The sequence below is a fragment of the Variovorax sp. AB1(2024) genome (assembly GCF_037482385.2).
GTDB lineage: Bacteria > Pseudomonadota > Gammaproteobacteria > Burkholderiales > Burkholderiaceae_C > Variovorax.
This window is the reverse complement of the sequence record NZ_JBBHKP020000001.1, coordinates 3,926,194-3,943,669: the sequence shown is the minus strand read 5'-3', so window position 1 is coordinate 3,943,669 and position 17,476 is coordinate 3,926,194. Positions and strand designations below refer to the sequence as shown.

Annotated in this window: 19 protein-coding genes; 15 read left to right on the top strand and 4 right to left on the bottom strand. The window is 65.7% G+C overall.

The features are described 5' to 3' along the window. Nucleotides 1-4: 4 nt before the first annotated feature. From WIX39_RS18355 to WIX39_RS18305, 11 genes are all read left to right on the top strand, one after another. Complete coding sequence (locus WIX39_RS18355) at nucleotides 5-847, top strand: ATP-binding cassette domain-containing protein (RefSeq protein WP_081269382.1); 843 nt, start codon at nucleotides 5-7, stop codon at nucleotides 845-847. Nucleotides 848-885: 38 nt separating this feature from the next. Beyond that, nucleotides 886-2,175, top strand: a complete 1,290-nt coding sequence (locus WIX39_RS18350) for an O-acetylhomoserine aminocarboxypropyltransferase/cysteine synthase family protein (RefSeq protein WP_106934379.1) — start codon at nucleotides 886-888, stop codon at nucleotides 2,173-2,175. A gap of 19 nt (nucleotides 2,176-2,194) precedes the next feature. Then, entirely contained in the window at nucleotides 2,195-2,791 is a 597-nt protein-coding gene (locus WIX39_RS18345) for a malonic semialdehyde reductase (RefSeq protein ID WP_081269384.1), read from the top strand. 73 nt (nucleotides 2,792-2,864) lie between these two features. After that, on the top strand, nucleotides 2,865-3,080 hold the full coding sequence (locus WIX39_RS18340) for a TOBE domain-containing protein (RefSeq protein WP_007829250.1): 216 nt from the start codon (nucleotides 2,865-2,867) through the stop codon (nucleotides 3,078-3,080). Between the two features lie 279 nt (nucleotides 3,081-3,359). After that, a complete protein-coding gene (locus WIX39_RS18335) occupies nucleotides 3,360-4,025 on the top strand; it encodes a peptidoglycan recognition protein family protein (RefSeq protein ID WP_081269385.1) in 666 nt (221 codons plus the stop codon). After that, complete coding sequence (locus WIX39_RS18330) at nucleotides 4,022-4,585, top strand: hypothetical protein (protein ID WP_081269386.1); 564 nt, start codon at nucleotides 4,022-4,024, stop codon at nucleotides 4,583-4,585. The genes WIX39_RS18335 and WIX39_RS18330 overlap by 4 nt, the downstream gene beginning before the upstream one ends. 164 nt (nucleotides 4,586-4,749) lie before the next feature. Continuing rightward, a complete protein-coding gene (locus WIX39_RS18325; protein ID WP_081269387.1) occupies nucleotides 4,750-5,235 on the top strand; it encodes a rhodanese-like domain-containing protein in 486 nt (161 codons plus the stop codon). 42 nt (nucleotides 5,236-5,277) lie between these two features. Next, a complete protein-coding gene (gene epsC / locus WIX39_RS18320; protein WP_106934381.1) occupies nucleotides 5,278-6,195 on the top strand; it encodes a serine O-acetyltransferase EpsC in 918 nt (305 codons plus the stop codon). Continuing rightward, complete coding sequence (locus WIX39_RS18315) at nucleotides 6,192-6,461, top strand: helix-turn-helix domain-containing protein (protein WP_081269389.1); 270 nt, start codon at nucleotides 6,192-6,194, stop codon at nucleotides 6,459-6,461. Before epsC ends, WIX39_RS18315 begins: the two co-directional genes overlap by 4 nt. 64 nt (nucleotides 6,462-6,525) lie before the next feature. Continuing rightward, nucleotides 6,526-7,458 carry a family 2A encapsulin nanocompartment shell protein gene (locus WIX39_RS18310; RefSeq protein WP_106934382.1) on the top strand — a complete coding sequence of 311 codons (933 nt, stop codon included), beginning with the start codon at nucleotides 6,526-6,528 and terminating at the stop codon, nucleotides 7,456-7,458. A gap of 66 nt (nucleotides 7,459-7,524) precedes the next feature. Further along, nucleotides 7,525-9,360 (top strand): family 2A encapsulin nanocompartment cargo protein cysteine desulfurase, encoded by a 1,836-nt coding sequence (locus tag WIX39_RS18305; RefSeq protein WP_409196354.1) that lies wholly within the window; start codon nucleotides 7,525-7,527, stop codon nucleotides 9,358-9,360. A gap of 5 nt (nucleotides 9,361-9,365) precedes the next feature. Here the strand turns inward: WIX39_RS18305 and WIX39_RS18300 are convergent, their stop codons facing one another. Further along, entirely contained in the window at nucleotides 9,366-10,373 is a 1,008-nt protein-coding gene (locus WIX39_RS18300; protein WP_106934383.1) for an alpha/beta hydrolase family protein, read from the bottom strand. A gap of 117 nt (nucleotides 10,374-10,490) precedes the next feature. Between WIX39_RS18300 and WIX39_RS18295 the strand changes: the two genes are divergently transcribed. Next, entirely contained in the window at nucleotides 10,491-11,849 is a 1,359-nt protein-coding gene (locus WIX39_RS18295) for an NAD(P)/FAD-dependent oxidoreductase (RefSeq protein WP_205367071.1), read from the top strand. Here WIX39_RS18295 and yjjJ read toward each other — a convergent pair. Next, entirely contained in the window at nucleotides 11,836-13,149 is a 1,314-nt protein-coding gene (yjjJ, locus tag WIX39_RS18290) for a type II toxin-antitoxin system HipA family toxin YjjJ (protein ID WP_106934385.1), read from the bottom strand. The two genes, WIX39_RS18295 and yjjJ, sit on opposite strands and share 14 nt — an antisense overlap. 136 nt (nucleotides 13,150-13,285) lie before the next feature. Further along, the gene (gene panE, locus WIX39_RS18285) at nucleotides 13,286-14,218 is read right to left on the bottom strand and encodes a 2-dehydropantoate 2-reductase (RefSeq protein ID WP_106934386.1); all 933 of its coding nucleotides are present in this window, start codon (nucleotides 14,216-14,218) and stop codon (nucleotides 13,286-13,288) included. 177 nt (nucleotides 14,219-14,395) lie between these two features. Between panE and WIX39_RS18280 the strand changes: the two genes are divergently transcribed. Beyond that, nucleotides 14,396-14,950 carry an NADPH-dependent FMN reductase gene (locus tag WIX39_RS18280; RefSeq protein WP_106934387.1) on the top strand — a complete coding sequence of 185 codons (555 nt, stop codon included), beginning with the start codon at nucleotides 14,396-14,398 and terminating at the stop codon, nucleotides 14,948-14,950. A 63-nt stretch (nucleotides 14,951-15,013) separates the two neighbouring features. On the opposite strand, the gene WIX39_RS18275 is transcribed toward WIX39_RS18280, so the two are convergent. After that, nucleotides 15,014-15,661 (bottom strand): FMN-dependent NADH-azoreductase, encoded by a 648-nt coding sequence (locus WIX39_RS18275; RefSeq protein WP_106934388.1) that lies wholly within the window; start codon nucleotides 15,659-15,661, stop codon nucleotides 15,014-15,016. 134 nt (nucleotides 15,662-15,795) lie between these two features. Here WIX39_RS18275 and WIX39_RS18270 point away from each other — a divergent pair, with 134 nt between their 5' ends. After that, the gene (locus tag WIX39_RS18270) at nucleotides 15,796-16,710 is read left to right on the top strand and encodes a LysR family transcriptional regulator (RefSeq protein WP_081269545.1); all 915 of its coding nucleotides are present in this window, start codon (nucleotides 15,796-15,798) and stop codon (nucleotides 16,708-16,710) included. Nucleotides 16,711-16,815: 105 nt separating this feature from the next. After that, complete coding sequence (locus WIX39_RS18265; protein WP_081269397.1) at nucleotides 16,816-17,457, top strand: peroxiredoxin; 642 nt, start codon at nucleotides 16,816-16,818, stop codon at nucleotides 17,455-17,457. Nucleotides 17,458-17,476 lie beyond the last annotated feature (19 nt).

Below are 17,476 nucleotides of genomic sequence, written 5' to 3'. Positions count from 1 at the left end.
GCCCATGAGTGCCGTCCTGAAAGACATCCAACCCCAGGCCCCCTCGCCGGCGATTCCCGGCGGCGTGCGCCTGGAAGCGCGCGGCCTGCACAAGCGCTACGGCGCGCGCGAGGTGCTGCGCAACACCCGGCTCGCCATCGAGCCCGGCCAGTTCATCGCCATCGTCGGACGCAGCGGCTGCGGCAAGAGCACGCTGCTGCGGCTCATCGCCGGGCTGGAGGAGCCGACCTCCGGCGGGCTCTACACCGACGGCAAGCAGGTGCACGGCCTGCACGACGACACCCGCATCATGTTCCAGGAGGCGCGCCTCCTGCCGTGGCGCCGCGTGCTCGACAACGTGACGCTGGGCCTGTCGAACGATGCCAAGGCGCGCGGCAAGGAGGTGCTCGCGCAGGTCGGCCTGGCCGACCGCGAGAACGAATGGCCGGCGCGCCTGTCGGGCGGCCAGCGGCAGCGCGTGGCACTGGCGCGTGCGCTGGTGCACCACCCGCGCCTGCTGCTGCTGGACGAGCCGCTGGGCGCGCTGGATGCGTTGACGCGCATCGAGATGCACCGGCTCATCGAGAACCTGTGGCAGCGCCACCGCTTCACCGCGCTGCTGGTGACGCACGACGTGCAGGAAGCCGTGGCGCTGGCCGACCGCGTGATCCTCATCGAGGACGGCCGCATCGCGCTCGACGAGAACATCGCGCTGGCCCGCCCACGCTCGCAGGGCGACCCGGCCTTCGCCGCAATCGAGAAACGAATCCTCGACAGGGTGCTGCAGAAGCCGGAAGACACCGCGCCCGAGAGCACCGACGCCAGCTGGCTCACGACACCGGCGCACGCATTGCGCTGGGCGATCTGAGCTTCTTCATCCATCAGCCCATCCTGAAAGGTAGTCGCATGTCGCAGAACTGGAAATTCGAAACCCTGTCGGTGCACGCCGGCTATTCGCCCGAACCGACCACGCGCGCGGTCGCGCCCCCCATCTACCAGACGGTGGCGTATGCCTTCGACAGCGCGCAGCACGGCGCGGACCTGTTCGACCTGAAGGTGCCGGGCAACATCTACACCCGCATCAACAACCCGACGCAGGACGTGCTGGAGCAGCGCGTGGCGGCGCTCGAAGGCGGCATTGCCGCGCTCGCCCTGGCCTCGGGCCAGGCGGCCGTGACCTACGCGATCCAGACCATCGCGGAGGCGGGCGACAACATCATCAGCAGCACGGCGCTGTATGGCGGTACCTACAACCTGTTCGCCCACACGCTGCCGCAGTTCGGCATCACCACGCGCTTCGCGGACCATCGTGATCCGTCCAGCTTCGAGAAGCTGTTCGACGACAGGACCAAGGCGGTGTTCGTCGAATCGCTGGGCAACCCGGCGGGCAACGTGACCGACATCGCGGCCATTGCCGAGATCGCGCACCGCCACGGCGTGCCGCTGATCGTCGACAACACCGTCCCGTCGCCGTACCTGAGCCGCCCCATCGAGCACGGCGCCGACATCGTGGTGCATTCGCTCACCAAGTACCTGGGCGGCCACGGCACCAGCATCGGCGGTGCCATCGTCGATTCGGGCAAGTTCCCGTGGGCCGAGCACAAGCAACGCTTCAGGCGGCTGAACGAGCCCGACGTGAGTTACCACGGCGTGGTCTACACCGAGGCGCTGGGCCCGGCGGCGTACATCGGCCGTGCGCGCGTGGTGCCGCTGCGCAATACCGGCGCGGCCATCTCGCCGTTCAACGCCTTCCTGATCCTGCAGGGTATCGAGACGCTGGCGCTGCGCATGGACCGGATCAGCAGCAACGCACTTGCGGTGGCGCAACACCTGAAACAGAGCAAGGCCGTGAACTGGGTGAACTACGCGGCGCTCGAAGACCACCCCGACTACCTGTTGGCGAAGAAGTACTTCGGCGGCCGCTCCAGCGGCGTGCTGACCTTCGGCATCGGCGCGGGCCGCGAGGGCGGCGCGAAGTTCCTCGATGCGCTGAAACTCTTCACGCGCCTGGTGAACATCGGCGACGTGCGCTCGCTGGCCACACACCCGGCCTCGACCACGCACCGGCAACTGTCGTCCGAAGAGCTGGCCAGGGCCGGCGTGACGGAAGACACCGTGCGCCTGTCGGTCGGCATCGAGCACATCGACGACCTGATCGCCGACCTCGACCAGGCCCTTGCCGCCGCATCGAACTGAAAGACTTTTTTTTGAAGAAATGACCGCACTGCAATCCATCCCCGAAGCCGCGCTGGACCAGCTGTTCCGCAAGGCCCGCACCGTGCACGCGTTCAAGCCGGTGCCGGTGACCGACGAGCTGATCCACAAGCTCTACGACCTCGTGAAGTGGGGCCCGACCGCCTTCAACGCCCAGCCGGCGCGCTACGTGTTCGTGCGCAGCGAAGAGGGCAAGGCGAAGCTGAAGCCGGCGGTGTCTGCTGGCAACACCGCGCAGACGCTGGCTGCCGGCGTGACGGTGATCGTGGCGCACGACACGCGCTTCTACGAGCACCTGCCCGCGCAGTTCCCGGCCTACGACGCCAAGCCGCTCTTCGAGAAGAGCGCCGAGGCCGCGCAAGCCACTGCCTTCCGCAACAGCAGCCTGCAGGGCGCCTACCTGATCCTGGCGGCGCGCGCGTTGGGCCTCGACGCGGGGCCGCAGTCGGGCTTCAACGCGGAGCTGGTCGACAAGGCCTTCTTCCCCGATGGCCGCTACAAGGCCAACTTCCTGGTGAACCTCGGCGTGGCCGACCACGCCGGCACCTTCGAGCGCGGCCCCCGGCTGGCGTTCGAAGAGGTGGCCGAGATCGTCTGACGGCAGCCACCTCATCTCATCTTTTTTCGTGCTTTTCCTCAACGAATTTCCTCAACCCGAAAGAGAACCCATCATGTCCATTCAAGCCATCAACGTACGCAACCAGTTCAAGGGCAAGGTCCGCGAAATCATCCGCGGCGACGTCGTCTCCGAGGTCGATGTCGAGACCGCCTGGGGCATCGTCACTTCGGTCATCACCACGCGCTCGGTCGACGAGCTGCAATTGAAGGTGGGCTCCGACGTGGTCGCGCTCGTGAAGTCGACCGAGGTTTCGATCGCGAAGCTCTGACGGACCCTCGGGCATCTGCGACAACCCGGCGCTGTCATGGCGCCGGGTTTTTTTGTTTCTGGGGTGATTGTTTGCAATCGCTTTGGGCGGTTTACAGGCGTGTCGAAATCGAATGTGCTGAATGTCAGGAATCCGATGAATCTTTGAAAGCCACACATCAGCCTTGAAGGGGCCGCCATAGCATGCGCCGCGAGATCGCGGTCCATGCCCTGAACCGGCTTGCGGCTCCATCTCGCGAAGAGTCGAAAAAACAAACGGAAATCTTCAGGGAGTCACCGCATGCGTGTGGAAATCGATGAGCATGGAATGATCAGTCACGCGCGAGTCAGGCACGCTCGCAGCACCCGGATCGAGAGAGGAAAGAGAACCGGAGCCATCACCGGAATCGTGGTGCACCAGACGGACGCCGATACTTCGGCGTCTTCATTGAACAGCTACAGGCAGCCGGGTGCCAACGGCGCGCACTTTCTCATCGACAAGGATGGGACGATCTATCAGACGGCAGCGATCTATCAGCGGACGAATCATGTGGGGCCGTTGAAGGCGAGGTGCCTGGTGATGCCGACGTGCAAGATGTCCGACTTTCCTCCCAAGGTAGGGCCGGCGGAGATGCATCGCATCGAGATGCTCAAGGCGCCTGCGGACCGGTATCCGAGCAATATGGAGGCTGTCGGGATCGAGATGGTTGGGAGGGCGAGGCTGCCGGCGAGTGTGAGGCTGCTTCCCACAGAGTTGACGTGGCCTCCCGAAAAGGTGCGGGCCAAGTACGCTGTATTCGACACGCCGACTGCTGCTCAAAATCAATCGCTTTCGTGGCTTGTCAGAGTGCTTCAAAATTCGATGCAAATTGCTGCGGATGAAGTCTTTCGTCATCCTGTGGTCAGCAGAAAAAATCCAACTGAGGCACAGGGCGCAGATTGGAATCTCTCGGTACCAGCACCATGACCAACTCAAGACTTTTCATGACTGCTGCGGCGCTGGCTGTGGCTGTAATTTCTTTGTCGGCGCAGGCCGCGGACCGGCGATACCCCATTGGCTATGTCAGGAAGGTGGAGGTCACGCATCCTTCACACCGAAGCGCTTGGGAAAACAAGGACTTTCTGGATTGCGACGATGTCGTCCTTACAGAGGAAGACGTTCTATATGCCCTGAGGTATATGCACAGGATTTCGTGGAAAGCCTACGATCCGGAGAAGATGGACACCACGGGCTGTGAAGGGCAAGCGCTTGTGACGTTCAAGAACGGAAAAATCCTCGCGATGGGAATCGAGCCCACCGGGCGGATCAGCACCGCAGAGTTCGATTCCAAGATGAAATCTACGGCGAGTCCCCTGGGTTTTTACGAATGCCATCCGTGCGGAGAACGCAAGATGGCTCTTCTCAAGGACGCGTTGAATCGCGCTGATGAGCGCAGGCTCAAGCGAATGGAAGCCGAAGGACGGATCCCACCTGGCGAGGCGGAAATCCTGCTGAAGAAGGCGCGGGCTGATCGTGAAAGGCCATGATTTGTTTTTCGACGCTGCATGATTCCGTGATCGCGCGCACCAGCCTATACAACGGCTGGTTGTTAAGAACCGACTTTTCGGTTGTTTGAGCTTCGGCCCCTGGCTTCTACAGTGGTGGTTATCGCCATCAGGGCGAATGCACCGCACAACAGGAGCCTCATCGCATGCCAGTGGAAGTTGAAGAAGAACTCGTCGCCTTGCCCGAAGCACTTGAACAGGCGCGCGCCAAGGCCGCCGAAAGCAATTGGCCCTATGCCGGAGGCGTGGCGCCGCCGGTGGCTTGGGAACTGGTCCGCGGTGGCCAGGCGGTGCTGGTCGACGTGCGCTCCGGCGAGGAGCGCAAGTTCGTCGGCCATGTGCCCGACAGCCTGCACGTCGCCTGGGCCACGGGCACGGCGCTCACGCGCAATCCGCGCTTCGTGCGCGAACTGGAAGCCAAGCTGGCAAAGGACGGCGGCAAGGACGCCGTGGTGCTGCTGCTTTGCCGCAGCGGCAAGCGATCGGCGCTGGCAGCCGAAGCAGCGGCCAAGGCGGGCTTCACGCGGGTGTTCAACGTGCTCGAAGGCTTCGAGGGCGAGATCGACGCGCAGCAGCACCGCGGCGGCTCCGACGGCTGGCGCTTCCACGGCCTGCCGTGGGTGCAGGACTGATCTCGCATCGAACAGACAGACATCCACGGGAGAACATTGCACATGGCCCATTTCGAAGTGAGCGACATCGTTCGCGCGTTGCACGGCGTGCGCGACGAATGGCGCGATTCGCAGCGCCGCTCGCGCGAGCCAGGCGCACGCGAGTTTCCGTCGCGCGACGCACTGGCGCAGATCGTCGAGTCGCTGAAGGGCGCGCTCTTTCCGATGCGGCTCGGCCCGCCGGACCTGCGCCATGAGAGCGAGGATTTCTACGTCGGCCACACGCTCGACGCCGCCCTGCAGGCGCTGCTGGTGCAGGCGCGGCTGGAGCTGAACTTCAACGCGCGCCACGAGCCGCGTCCCGCCAGCGATATCGACGACTCGGCCACCGACGCCATACGCCGCTTTGCCACCGCCTTGCCGGGCCTGCGCCGCCTGCTCGACAGCGACGTGCTCGCCGCCTACCAGGGCGACCCAGCGGCGCGTAGCGTCGACGAGGTGCTGCTGTGCTATCCGGGCGTGCTGGCGATGATTCACCATCGCCTCGCGCACGAGCTCTACAAGCTCGGGCTGCCGCTGCTGGCGCGCATCGTGGCCGAACTCGCGCACGGGCAGACCGGCATCGACATCCATCCCGGTGCGCAAATCGACGCGGGTTTCTTCATCGACCACGGCACGGGCGTGGTGATCGGCGAGACGGCGGTCATCGGCAAGCGGGTGCGGCTCTACCAGGCGGTCACGCTCGGTGCCAAGCGCTTTCCGACGGACGCCGAAGGCAACCTGCAGAAGGGTCTTCCAAGGCATCCGGTGGTGGAAGACGACGTGGTCATCTACGCGGGCGCAACCATCCTCGGGCGCGTCACGCTCGGCAAGGGCGCCGTCATCGGCGGCAATGTGTGGATCACCGACGACGTGCCGGCGGGCGCGAGCGTCACGCAGGCCAGCCTGCAGAACGCGCCCAAGGCAGGTGGTGCAGCATGAAAGCATTCGTCGAAGACTTCGGCGTCACCATTCGCCAGTTGCGCGAGGGCAAGGGCTGGTCGCAGGAGGAACTCGCGGAGCGTTCCGATCTGAACCGCTCCTACGTGGGCGAGATCGAACGCGGGCGCGTCATTCCGTCGATCGTCACCGCGCAGAAGCTGGCCACCGCGCTGGGCATCAACATGGTCGGCCTGCTCATGCGCTGCGAGCAGCTGGAGCAGTCGCGCCTTGCGCGAAGGATCAACTTGGCGGCTATAGCCTGTTGAGGGAAAACCCGTGGGCGCCGGACACTGGCGTCCACTTTTTCCTCAACCCACGGAGCCCTGATCCATGAGCGCAACAGTTGGTGGTACGACCGCCCTTGGCGACAACGCCGCAAGACAGCTAGCCAATGCCACCAAGACGGTACCTCAGCTCGAGACCATCAGCCCGCGCTGGCTGACGCACCTGCTGCAATGGGTGCCGGTGGAGGCGGGCATCTACCGCGTCAACAAGGTCAAGAACCCCGAGTCGATCAAGGTCACCTGCACCTCGCGCGAAGAAGAAAACCAGCTGCCGCGCACCTTCGTGGACTACGAAGAGAACCCGCGCGAGCACTACCTCAATGCCGTGAGCACCGTGCTCGACGTGCACACCCGCATCTCCGACCTCTACAGCAGTCCGCACGACCAGATCAAGGAGCAGCTGCGCCTGACGATCGAGACGATCAAGGAGAACCAGGAGAGCGAGCTCATCAACAACCCCGACTACGGCCTGCTGGCCCAGGTGACGGAAGAGCAGCGCATCTTCCCGCTGACCGGCGCACCCACGCCCGACGACCTCGACGAACTGCTGACCAAAGTGTGGAAGGAGCCCGCCTTCTTCCTCACGCACCCGCTGGCCATTGCCGCCTTCGGGCGCGAAGCCACGCGCCGCGGTACGCCGCCGCCGACGGTGAGCCTGTTCGGTTCGCAGTTCATCACCTGGCGCGGCATTCCGCTGATTCCGTCGAACAAGGTGCCGGTGGCCGACGGCAAGAGCAAGATCCTGCTGCTGCGCGTGGGCGACAAGCGCCAGGGCGTGGTGGGCCTCTTCCAGCCGGGGCTGTCTGGCGAGCAGGGTCCGGGGCTGTCGGTGCGCTTCATGGGCATCAACAACCATGCGATCGCGTCTTACCTGATCTCTCTGTACTGCTCGCTCGCGGTGTTGACCACCGACGCGCTGGCGGTGCTCGACGACGTCGAGATCGGCAAGTACCACGACTATCCCGACACCTACAAGTAAGCCGCTGTGAGCAGCACTCCATCGATTCCGGGCGAGGCGCCGTTCGACCCGGCCATCCTCGCGCGCATGGCCAGCGCCATGTTCTCCGAGGTGCCGGGCGCGCAGTTTCCCGCCAACGTCGCGCCGCCGGGCTCGCCGCTGGTGAGCCCCGCGGGCTTCGGGCCGAGCGTGCCGGGCACCCCGATTCCGCAGGGGCAGATTCCGGGCGCCAACCTGGTGCCGGCATCGCCCACGCAGTTGCCGTCGCTTGCCAATCGCGCGCCTGCCTTGCTGCCGCATGCGGTGGCGGGCAACGGCGTGCCGGACAGCGTGCTGTCGGTGGCGCCGGCTTTCGAGCCGCGCTCGGGCGGCTCGGTGCTGGGCGTGCCGCAGCAGGTGAATGCGCCTTCGGCACCGCAGCCGGCAGCGTCGCCGTTCTACTTCGTGGGCAACAGCTTCGGGCATCCTTCCGCTGGCGCCACGCAGGGCATTGCAATTCACGATCCGTTCGCTGGCCTTGAAATGCCGCAACCGGCTGCGCCGGTTTCGCCGCCGAGCCCGTCGATGGCGCCCGCCGGTCGCGACGCACAGTTCTATTTCGTCGATGCGGTGCGCCTGCCCAACGGCTTCGTCACGCCGGCCAAGCCCGATCCGCGCGGCCCTGACGCCGTGCCACTGGCGGGCAGCGGCCAGCATCCGCCGTTCGACGTCCATGCCGTGCGGCGAGACTTTCCGATCCTCAAGGAGCGGGTGAACGGCAAGCAGCTCGTGTGGTTCGACAACGCGGCCACCACGCACAAGCCGCAGTCTGTCATCGACCGCATCGCGTATTTCTACGAGCACGAGAACTCGAACATCCATCGTGCCGCCCATGAACTGGCCGCGCGCGCAACCGACGCCTATGAAGGTGCGCGCGAACGCGTTCGCAAGTTCATCAACGCGCCGGAAGTTGAAGAGGTGATCTTCGTGCGCGGCACCACCGAGGCCATCAACCTCGTGGCCAAGAGCTGGGGCGGGCAGCACGTGGGCGAGGGCGACGAGATCATCGTCTCCAACCTCGAACATCACGCCAACATAGTGCCTTGGCAGCAGCTAGCCGCGGCCAAGGGCGCGAAGCTGCGCGTGATTCCGGTGGACGATTCGGGCCAGGTGCTGCTCGACGAATACCGCAAGCTGCTCAACGACCGCACGAAGATCGTGGCCGTCACGCAGGTGTCGAATGCGCTGGGCACGGTGGTGCCTGTGAAGGAGATCGTTGAATTGGCGCACCGCGCGGGTGCCAGGGCGCTGGTCGACGGCGCGCAGTCGGTATCGCACATGCGCGTGGACGTGCAGGACATCGGCGCCGATTTCTTCGTCTTCTCCGGCCACAAGGTGTTCGGTCCGACCGGCATCGGCGTGGTCTGGGGCAAGCGTGAAGTGCTCGAAGACATGCCTCCGTGGCAGGGCGGCGGCAACATGATTGCCGACGTGACCTTCGAGAAAACCGTGTTCCAGCCGATCCCGAACAAGTTCGAGGCCGGCACCGGCAACATCGCCGACGCGGTGGGCCTGGGCGCGGCGATCGACTACGTCAACAAGGTCGGCATCGAGAACATCGCGCGCTATGAGCATGACCTGCTGGTGTACGGCATGGCGCAGCTCGGCGCGATCCCTGGCGTGCGGCTGATCGGCACGGCGGCCGACAAGGCCAGCGTGATGTCCTTCGTGCTCGACGGGTACGCCACCGAGGAAGTGGGCCATGCGCTGAACGACGAAGGAATCGCGGTGCGCACCGGCCACCACTGCGCGCAGCCGATCCTGCGGCGCTTCGGCGTCGAGACCACGGTGCGGCCGTCGCTGGCGTTCTACAACACCTTCGACGAGATCGATCGGCTGGTGGCTGTGGTGCGGCGGCTGGCGGGGCAGCGGCGGGCAGGGTAGGTTCGTCAGGGCGTCGGCGCGAGGTGGCGGGTGAAGAAAGCCGTCACCTCGGCGTTGAAGGCCGCATGAAAAGCCGTGCGATCGAAGCCGGGCGCATCGCGGCAGATCTCGGACTTCGCTTCGATCTGCGCTGGCGGGCACGGCGCAAGGAAGCCGAAGTGCTCGGCTTTCTCGGCCACGCGCCATTCGGGCGCCACGGGCAGGTTGCGGCGGACCGCCGCCACGCTGTCGGGCGTGACGCCGTCGCCGCCGTAGGCCGAGGCCCAGAGCAGGATCGGGATCTTCACGTCCTTCAGGTCATCGGCGTCGAAGACCATGCTGAGCGGGTCGGCGATCACAGCGGCCTTGATGCGGGCGTCGTGGGCCAGCGGCGACGCGAGCAGTTCCTGGAATCTCCGGCGCATCAGCGCGCATGCCGGGCTTTGCAGGTCTTTGGCGCAGGGCGATGAGGGCAGGGGCGGGAGGCGCTCGAAATCGGGACGTGCGCCGGCGAGCACGAGGCCCGTGTAGCCGCCCCTGGAAAAGCCGTAGAAGCCGATCCGGTCGGACGCGATCCGGTCATGCGAGGGCCATTGCCTGAGCATGTGGTCGATCAGCCGCTTGATGTCGGTCGTTCTCGTCGCCAGGGCCGAGATCCTGTCGTCCGGGCTGCCGCGAATCTGGAAGTTGTCTTCCGAATGGCTGATGGCGGCGACCACGAAGCCCGCGTCGGCCAGCGCCTGGGCGGTGTCGTGGTGGCCGAGGAAAGAGCCCCCATACCCGTGCGACAGCACGATCAGCGGGAGCTGGGCGCCGGGCACGAGCGGGCAATCCCGCACGCCGCGGATCGTGGTCCGGCCGAGCTGGATGTCGCCGGCCGGCGCGGCGCAGGGTGTCCACACGGCGCCGCGCATTGCCGGGCCCTCGCGGTCGGCGGGTATCTCGAGGGTGCTGAAGCCGGCGGCCTGCGCGAGCGCGGCCGAGAGACAGGCGGCCGCGAGGCCGAAGGAGCGCAGATGGCGAAGGAGATGCATCGCCGCAGTGTGCTGCGCCGTGTCGCAGGCTGCTTAGCAGACTTTGCGATCTTTGCCCGGTTTACGAATGGCGCGCTATGCTTGGAGATTGTTAACACTCGTGATGCTTGCCACCGCATGTCCCTGCCTCAAGCTCCTTTGCCCGCGTCTTCGGCGGCCGACGAATCCTGCGACGTGATGGTCGTCGGCGGTGGCCCCGCCGGATCGACCATTGCCGCGTTGCTGGCCCAGCAGGGCCGCAAGGTGGTGCTGCTCGAGAAGGCGCATCACCCGCGCTTCCACATCGGCGAATCGCTGTTGCCCGGGAATGTCGAGCTGTTCGAGAAGCTCGGCGTGCGCGACCAGGTCGACAAGATCGGCATGCCCAAGTTCGGCATCGAGTTCGTCTCGCCCGAGCACGAGCACCGCAGCTATGTCGAATTTGCCGAGGGCTGGGACAAGTCGCTCGACTCCGCCTGGCAGGTGCGCCGCTCCGAACTCGATGAGCTGCTGTTCCGCAACGCGGCGACGCGCGGTGCGCAGACGATCGAGGGCTGCAAGGTGCGCGACGTGGCCTTCGATGCCGACGGCGCCACCGTCAAGGCCGAGATGGACGACGGCGCGAAGCGCAGCTGGCGCGCCCGCTTCGTGGTCGACGCCACCGGGCGCGACACCCTGCTGGCCAACAAATTCCGCTGCAAGGAGAAGAACCCCGACCACAACAGCACGGCCGTGTTCGGGCACTTCACCAACGCCGAGCGGCTCGAGGGCAAGAAGGAAGGCAACATCAGCATCTGCTGGTTTCCGCACGGCTGGTTCTGGTTCATTCCGCTGGCCGACGGCACCACCAGCGTGGGCGCGGTCTGCTGGCCGTACTACCTGAAGACACGCGACAAGCCGCTGAAGGACTTCTTCTACGACACCATCGCGCTGTGCCCGGCGCTGCAGGAGCGGCTTCAGCACGCCACGCTGGTCGACGACGCGGTGCATGCCACGGGCAATTTCTCCTACTCCAGCACGCACGCCACCGGCGACCGCTACCTGATGCTGGGAGACGCCTTCACCTTCATCGACCCGATGTTCTCGTCTGGCGTGTACCTGGCCATGCACAGCGCCTTCGACGGCGCCAAGCTGGTGGCGACCGCGCTCGACCAGCCGGCCCAACTGGCGGCGGCGCGCCGGGGCTTCGAGGCCATGATGCGCAAGGGCCCGAGCGAGTATTCGTGGTTCATCTACCGCGTGACCAACCCGACCATCCGAGACATGTTCATGCACCCCGGCAACCCGTTCCGGGTGAAGGAGGCGTTGATGTCGCTGCTGGCCGGCGACATCTACAACGGCACGCCGATGTGGAACGCGCTGCGCATGTTCAAGGTGCTGTACTACGGCATCTCGATTGCCAACTTCCGGCGCACCTGGGCGGGCTGGAAGCGCCACCGCTTCAACACCCGCGACATGGGGATGTTGAAGGGCGAGACCATTCTCAAGTCGGAATAGCCTGCGCGTTTTTCCGGGCGATGGCGCGGAATGGCGCCGTGATTCGCTCGTCCGCGTCGACCGTCCGCCAGAACACGCTGGCAAGCTGGCGTGCCGCCTGCCATTCCCCCAGCGTCTCGACGGTCGGTGCCAGGTCGCCGGCCGCCAGGTCGCGCGGCGGCAGTTCGCCGCTGGTGGGTGCATAGAGCGTCGGCAACACGTCGTATGCGGGCGCCAGCCGCCAAGCGCCGTTCTCTATGAGCAGCGAGATGTTGCCGTAGTGTCGATCGGTGTTGCCGATGAGCCGGCCAAAGGCCTCAAGGAAGCGCAGCGTTTGGGCATCGTCTGCGCGCAACAGCCCGCGCGAAACCATGCGATTCGCAGTGGCGGCCCAGTTGTCGATCTTTCCGATGTGCTGCGCGTCGTATGCCATCAGCGAAACCATTGCGATCCGGCCCCGAGCGGTCCGGTCGAAGCGCTCGACTTCCAGGAAGACGCGGCCCGCCTCGATGAACAGGCGAGTGGTGGCCGCCGCCACGCCGGCCTCTTGTAGCGTGCGCAGCGCCAGGTGCTCGCACACGAGCAGGTCGCGCGAACGCCTGTCCGCCGGCGAAGCGCCGGATGGGGAGAACTTGACGATCACTTGCCGCCCGTCGCGCACGGTGCAGAACTTGGGCTGTTCGCCGCCGGCCGATGAGCCCGGCAATGTGCCTTGCATGGCGCTGTCCGCCATGGCGGGGTAGTCGGTGGGGGACACCTGTGGCGCTGGCCGCGCGGCAATCGACTGGAATCGTCGGAACGACTTCCCGCCGACGACCAGGTTGCCCGGCAGATCCTCGCCGCAGAGCGCCAGCGCTTGAAGCACGTCGTCATCGCGCCAGTGGTCTGGGTTGGCGGGCAGGCCGAGTTCCGGGTGGCCGTGTGCAAAGGCGCGGCCTATGAATCCCTGGGGCCGCATGTCGGCCAGGAACCATGGCAGCCCGTCATGCAGCGCGCTCGGCCCTTCTTCCTCATCCATCCAGCAGCGGCCACCTTGCAACGGCACGATGCGGCCGAACGGTGCGGCATCGCCATTCGCGTCGACCTTGATGACCGGGACTTCCGCGCCGACGCGCTCGACATGCCGGGGTGCGACATACATCTGCGAGCGCGCGGCACCCACCTTCAGGATGCTGGCGTCGCGCAAAAGAGGTGCCAGCGTTCTCGAGACTGTCGGCTGGCTTACGCGAAGCCGCGCCTGAATGTCGGCGCTGGAGGCGGCGCCCTGCGATCGGATGAATGCAAGCGCAGTCTCGGCAAGGGTCGCGGGGGTAGGGGGCATTGAATACCAATGTGAATAGATAAATTATTCTATCCTTCGCTTGGAAATTCGTCTGAGTGAATTAATTAATGAATAGATACTTGCGATTGGTTTTTGGCGGTTTGCGCCACTTGGGCCCGCATCGGATGTAAGGCGCTCAGCCCCCCGCACGGGCGCGCTGGGCTTCGTAGGCCTTGAGATGGACGTAAGCCGTGCGCAGCACCGAAGGCGCCGCCGCATGGCCCGGCGCCGCGCGGCCCAGCAGGTCGCCGACGATGTGGTCGGCTTCCACTTGCGCGCCGCGCACGATGTCCTTGTACATCGATGCCGTCATCGGCGAGCCGGCGGCGGTCATGATGGCCCGGCCGCGCTGCACTGCCGCCGGGCGCGGCGCGAAGCCGTTGTGTTCGGCGATGGCGCAGCATTCGCCGAAGATCGACAGCGCCACGTCTTCCCCGCCCGCCGCCATGATGTCGCCGATGGACGCGCGCATCAGGCTGGTGAGGCCCGCCGCCGAAGCGATGAAGACCCATTTCTCCCACATGTCCTGCAAGATGGTCTCGCTGGCGTTGCCGTCGAACCTGGCGCCCGCGAACTGCGCCGCGATGGCGTCGATGCGCGCCGAACGGCCACCGGCGCGCTCGCCGTAGCTCAGGCCGTGCGTGTCGTTGAGGTGCAGCACGCGGCCTTCGTCGTCCAGCGTGGCGGAGATCATGCACAGGCCGCCCAGCACCTTGTCTTCGCCGAAGCGCGCGACGAGGCTGTCGATGTGCTTCATGCCGTTGAGCAACGGAAGAATCACGGTGTTCGGCCCCACCGCCGGAGCGAACGAATCCATCGTTGATTCGAGGTCGTAGGCCTTGCTGCCGGCGATGACCACGTCGTAGGGCCCGTCGATGCCGTCCGCCAGCACGTGCCTGGGCGCGGGAAGCTGCAGGTTGCCGAATTGGCTCTGCACCACCAGCCCGGTCTTCGCGAGCTGCGCTGCGCGGCGCGGCCGCAGCAGGAAGGTGACGTCGCGTCCTGCTTCCAGCAGACGGCCGCCGAAGTAACCACCGAGTGCGCCGGCACCCACCACCAGAAATCTCATCGCGTGTCGCTCCTGAATCAGTCGAACCAAAAAGATCGATGGCGATGATGCCCGGGATTGCGCCGGGCTGCTTCAGGCGGGTACGCGCCAAGCCAAGAACTTTTCTGGAAAAGGTCTTGGGCGGTTCGCATAATCGCCTTCGTCAAACGACGCCCTCATTTCACAGGAGTTCCATCCATGGCCCAGATCCGCATCGCCGTTCTCGTCGGCAGCCTTCGCAAGGATTCGTACAACCAGAAGCTGGCCCTCGCGCTGGCGCATCTCGCTCCGCCCGAGCTCACCTTCGAGCATCTGCGCATCGACGACCTGCCGGCCTACAACCAGGACGACGACGGCAACCAGGCGCCCTCGGTCAAGCGCCTGAAGACCGAGATCGCCGCGGCCCAGGGCCTGCTGTTCGTCACCCCTGAATACAACCGCTCGATTCCCGGCGTGCTGAAGAACGCCATCGACCATGCCTCGCGCCCCTACGGCCAGAGCGCATGGGCCGGCAAGCCGGCGGGCGTGGTGGGTGTGTCGGTCGGCGCCATCGGCACCGCGCTGGCGCAGCAGCATCTGCGCAACATCCTGGCCTACCTCGACGTGCCGACGATGGGCGCGCCCGAAGTGTTCCTGCAGGCCAAGGACGACCTGTTCGACGACAAGGGCCACATCGGCAACGAAGGCTCGAAGAAGTTCCTGCAGGGCTGGATGGACAAGTACGTGGCCTGGGTCAAGACCCACTCGGCCTGAGCGCGTCGCGCGCCAACGAAAAAGCCGCCCGTGAAGGCGGCTTTTTTTCATGGCGGGGCAGGGTCAGGCGACTTGCGCCACGTCCTTCTGGTTGGCGGCCTCGCCGGTCGCCACCAGGATGTCGGCGCGGGCCGAGGCCAGCGCGCTGGCCCTGGCTTCGTCGCCCATGGCCACGCCTTCGGCACGCACGATGCGCACGTCGGTGATGCCGAAGAAGCCGAAGACCGCCTTCAGGTAGCTTTCCTGGTGTTCCATGGCCTGGCCGCCTTCGCTGGTCGAATAGACGCCGCCGCGCGAAGAGGCCACGATGACGGTCTTGCCGCCGGCCAGGCCGACGGGGCCCTTCTCGGTGTACTTGAAGGTGCGGCCGACTTGCCCCAGGCGGTCGATCCAGGCCTTGAGTTGCGTCGGGATCGAGAAGTTGTAGAAGGGCGTGCCGATGACGACCACGTCCGCGGCCAGGAACTGGCTCACGAGCTTTTCGGACAGCTCGTTTTCACGCTTTTGCGCTTCGGTCGGCTGGGCCTGCACGCCGATCTTGATGCCGAGCGAGTCGGCGCTGAAGTGAGCCGGGGCGTCGACGGCGAGGTCGAGGTATTCGACGGTGGTGTCGGGGTGGGCGGCGCGCCATGCGGCCACGGTCTCGGCCGAGAGCAGGCGCGAGGTGGAGTTTGCGGCGAGGATGCTGGAGTCGATGTGGAGCAGCTTCATGATCAGTCAATCACTTTCTTGGGGCTGTCGGCACTCAAGTTGGCCGGCGATGTGAGAATTCTATTTTTGGATGCAGTGGCCGATAAGTAGCCAAAATTAGCCTAGTTCGTTCTGTTTGCAGGACAATGAGCGGCATGCAAGACCTCAACGACATGGTTTTCTTCGCCGAAGTGGCCGAGCGGGGCGGCTTTGCCGCTGCCAGCCGGGCGCTGGGCATTCCCAAGTCGCGCCTGTCGCGCCGCGTGGCCGACCTGGAAGAGCGGCTGGGCGTGCAGCTGATGCAGCGCAGCACGCGGCGGCTGTCGCTCACGCCCGCCGGCGAGATCTACCTGCGCCACGCCTCCGCCATGCGCGACGCGGCGCAGGCGGCCGCCGAGGCGGTGGCGCAGGTGCAGACCGAGCCCAGCGGCCTGGTGCGGCTGAGCTGCCCCGTGACCATCGCGCACAGCGGGCTCGCGCAGCTGATGCCCGTCTTCATGGCGCGCTATCCGGCGGTGCGCATCGACATGCGCGTGATCAACCGGCCGGTCGACCTGATCGAGGAGGGCATCGACATCGCGCTGCGCGTGCGCCCCGTCATCGAGGACAGCACCGTGCTGGTGGCCAAGACCTTCGGCTACAGCCGCGGCGTGCTGATCGCCAGCCCGGAGCTGCTGGCGCTCCACGGCCCGGTCAACACGCCGGCCGACCTGGCGAAACTGCCGACCGCGGCCATGTCGGTCAACGGGGAAGGGCGCAGCGACTGGCGTCTGGAAGGCCCCGACGGCCAGAGCTGGGTGCATTCCCACGTTCCGCGCTATGTGGCGGACGACCTGGCAACGCTGCAGTTCGGCGCACTGGGCGGCGTGGGCGCGACCATGCTGCCCGACTACATGTGCCGGGCCGACGTGGACGCCGGCCGGCTGGTGCGAGTGCTGCCGGACTGGGGGCCGTCGCCGGTGGTGGCGCACATGGTGTTTCCGGCACGGCGGGCGCTGGTTCCGGCGGTGCGGCGGCTGATCGACTTCCTGACGGAGCACCTGCAGAGCGTCGACATGCGGATGTTCTGAGCGCTCGTTATGCGAAAAACGTCATATCCAAACAAGCAGATATTCGTTTGTCATTGAAGCGATGGTTCGCACAATCCGAGGCTCCCATCCAATCCAGGAGCGATCATGGCAACTCTGCGACTCGGCGACACAGCCCCCAATTTCACCCAGGACTCCAGCGAAGGCCCCATCGACTTCTACCAGTGGGCCGGCGATTCGTGGGTCGTGTTCTTCTCGCACCCGGCCGACTTCACGCCGGTGTGCACAACCGAACTGGGCAAGACGGCGGCGCTGTCGGGCGAGTTCGCCAAGCGCGGCGTCAAGCCCATCGCGCTGAGCGTCGACCCGGCCACCAGGCACAAGGAATGGATCGGCGACATCAACGAAACGCAGAACACCACGGTCAACTTCCCCATCATCGCGGACGCCGACCGCAAGGTGGCAGACCTGTACGACCTGATCCACCCGAACGCCTCGACCACGGCCACGGTGCGCAGCGTCTACATCATCGATCCGAAGAAGATCATCCGCACGACCATCACCTACCCGGCGTCGACCGGCCGCAATTTCGACGAGATCCTGCGCGTGATCGACTCGCTGCAGCTCACCGACAGCCACAAGGTGGCCACGCCCGTGAACTGGAAGGACGGCGACGACGTCGTCATCGTGCCGAGCATCCAGGACCCGGCCGAACTCGCCGAGCGCTTTCCCAAGGGCTTCAAGGCCGTCAAGCCTTACCTGCGCATCACGCCGCAGCCCAACAAGTAAGCGGGACAGGGCAGCGTCG

Excerpts from the sequence above, each read along its gene's own strand:
- WIX39_RS18300 (WP_106934383.1), bottom strand. The coding sequence starts at position 10,373 with ATGCATCTCCTTCGCCATCTGCGCTCCTTCGGCCTCGCGGCCGCCTGT.
- WIX39_RS18270 (WP_081269545.1), top strand. The coding sequence starts at position 15,796 with ATGCAAGACCTCAACGACATGGTTTTCTTCGCCGAAGTGGCCGAGCGG.
- WIX39_RS18265 (WP_081269397.1), top strand. The coding sequence starts at position 16,816 with ATGGCAACTCTGCGACTCGGCGACACAGCCCCCAATTTCACCCAGGAC.
- WIX39_RS18335 (WP_081269385.1), top strand. The coding sequence starts at position 3,360 with ATGCGTGTGGAAATCGATGAGCATGGAATGATCAGTCACGCGCGAGTC.
- WIX39_RS18355 (WP_081269382.1), top strand. The coding sequence starts at position 5 with ATGAGTGCCGTCCTGAAAGACATCCAACCCCAGGCCCCCTCGCCGGCG.
- WIX39_RS18315 (WP_081269389.1), top strand. The coding sequence starts at position 6,192 with ATGAAAGCATTCGTCGAAGACTTCGGCGTCACCATTCGCCAGTTGCGC.
- WIX39_RS18350 (WP_106934379.1), top strand. The coding sequence starts at position 886 with ATGTCGCAGAACTGGAAATTCGAAACCCTGTCGGTGCACGCCGGCTAT.
- WIX39_RS18305 (WP_409196354.1), top strand. The coding sequence starts at position 7,525 with ATGGCCAGCGCCATGTTCTCCGAGGTGCCGGGCGCGCAGTTTCCCGCC.
- WIX39_RS18275 (WP_106934388.1), bottom strand. The coding sequence starts at position 15,661 with ATGAAGCTGCTCCACATCGACTCCAGCATCCTCGCCGCAAACTCCACC.
- WIX39_RS18280 (WP_106934387.1), top strand. The coding sequence starts at position 14,396 with ATGGCCCAGATCCGCATCGCCGTTCTCGTCGGCAGCCTTCGCAAGGAT.
- yjjJ (WP_106934385.1), bottom strand. The coding sequence starts at position 13,149 with ATGCCCCCTACCCCCGCGACCCTTGCCGAGACTGCGCTTGCATTCATC.
- WIX39_RS18340 (WP_007829250.1), top strand. The coding sequence starts at position 2,865 with ATGTCCATTCAAGCCATCAACGTACGCAACCAGTTCAAGGGCAAGGTC.
- WIX39_RS18330 (WP_081269386.1), top strand. The coding sequence starts at position 4,022 with ATGACCAACTCAAGACTTTTCATGACTGCTGCGGCGCTGGCTGTGGCT.
- WIX39_RS18345 (WP_081269384.1), top strand. The coding sequence starts at position 2,195 with ATGACCGCACTGCAATCCATCCCCGAAGCCGCGCTGGACCAGCTGTTC.
- epsC (WP_106934381.1), top strand. The coding sequence starts at position 5,278 with ATGGCCCATTTCGAAGTGAGCGACATCGTTCGCGCGTTGCACGGCGTG.
- WIX39_RS18325 (WP_081269387.1), top strand. The coding sequence starts at position 4,750 with ATGCCAGTGGAAGTTGAAGAAGAACTCGTCGCCTTGCCCGAAGCACTT.
- WIX39_RS18310 (WP_106934382.1), top strand. The coding sequence starts at position 6,526 with ATGAGCGCAACAGTTGGTGGTACGACCGCCCTTGGCGACAACGCCGCA.
- panE (WP_106934386.1), bottom strand. The coding sequence starts at position 14,218 with ATGAGATTTCTGGTGGTGGGTGCCGGCGCACTCGGTGGTTACTTCGGC.
- WIX39_RS18295 (WP_205367071.1), top strand. The coding sequence starts at position 10,491 with ATGTCCCTGCCTCAAGCTCCTTTGCCCGCGTCTTCGGCGGCCGACGAA.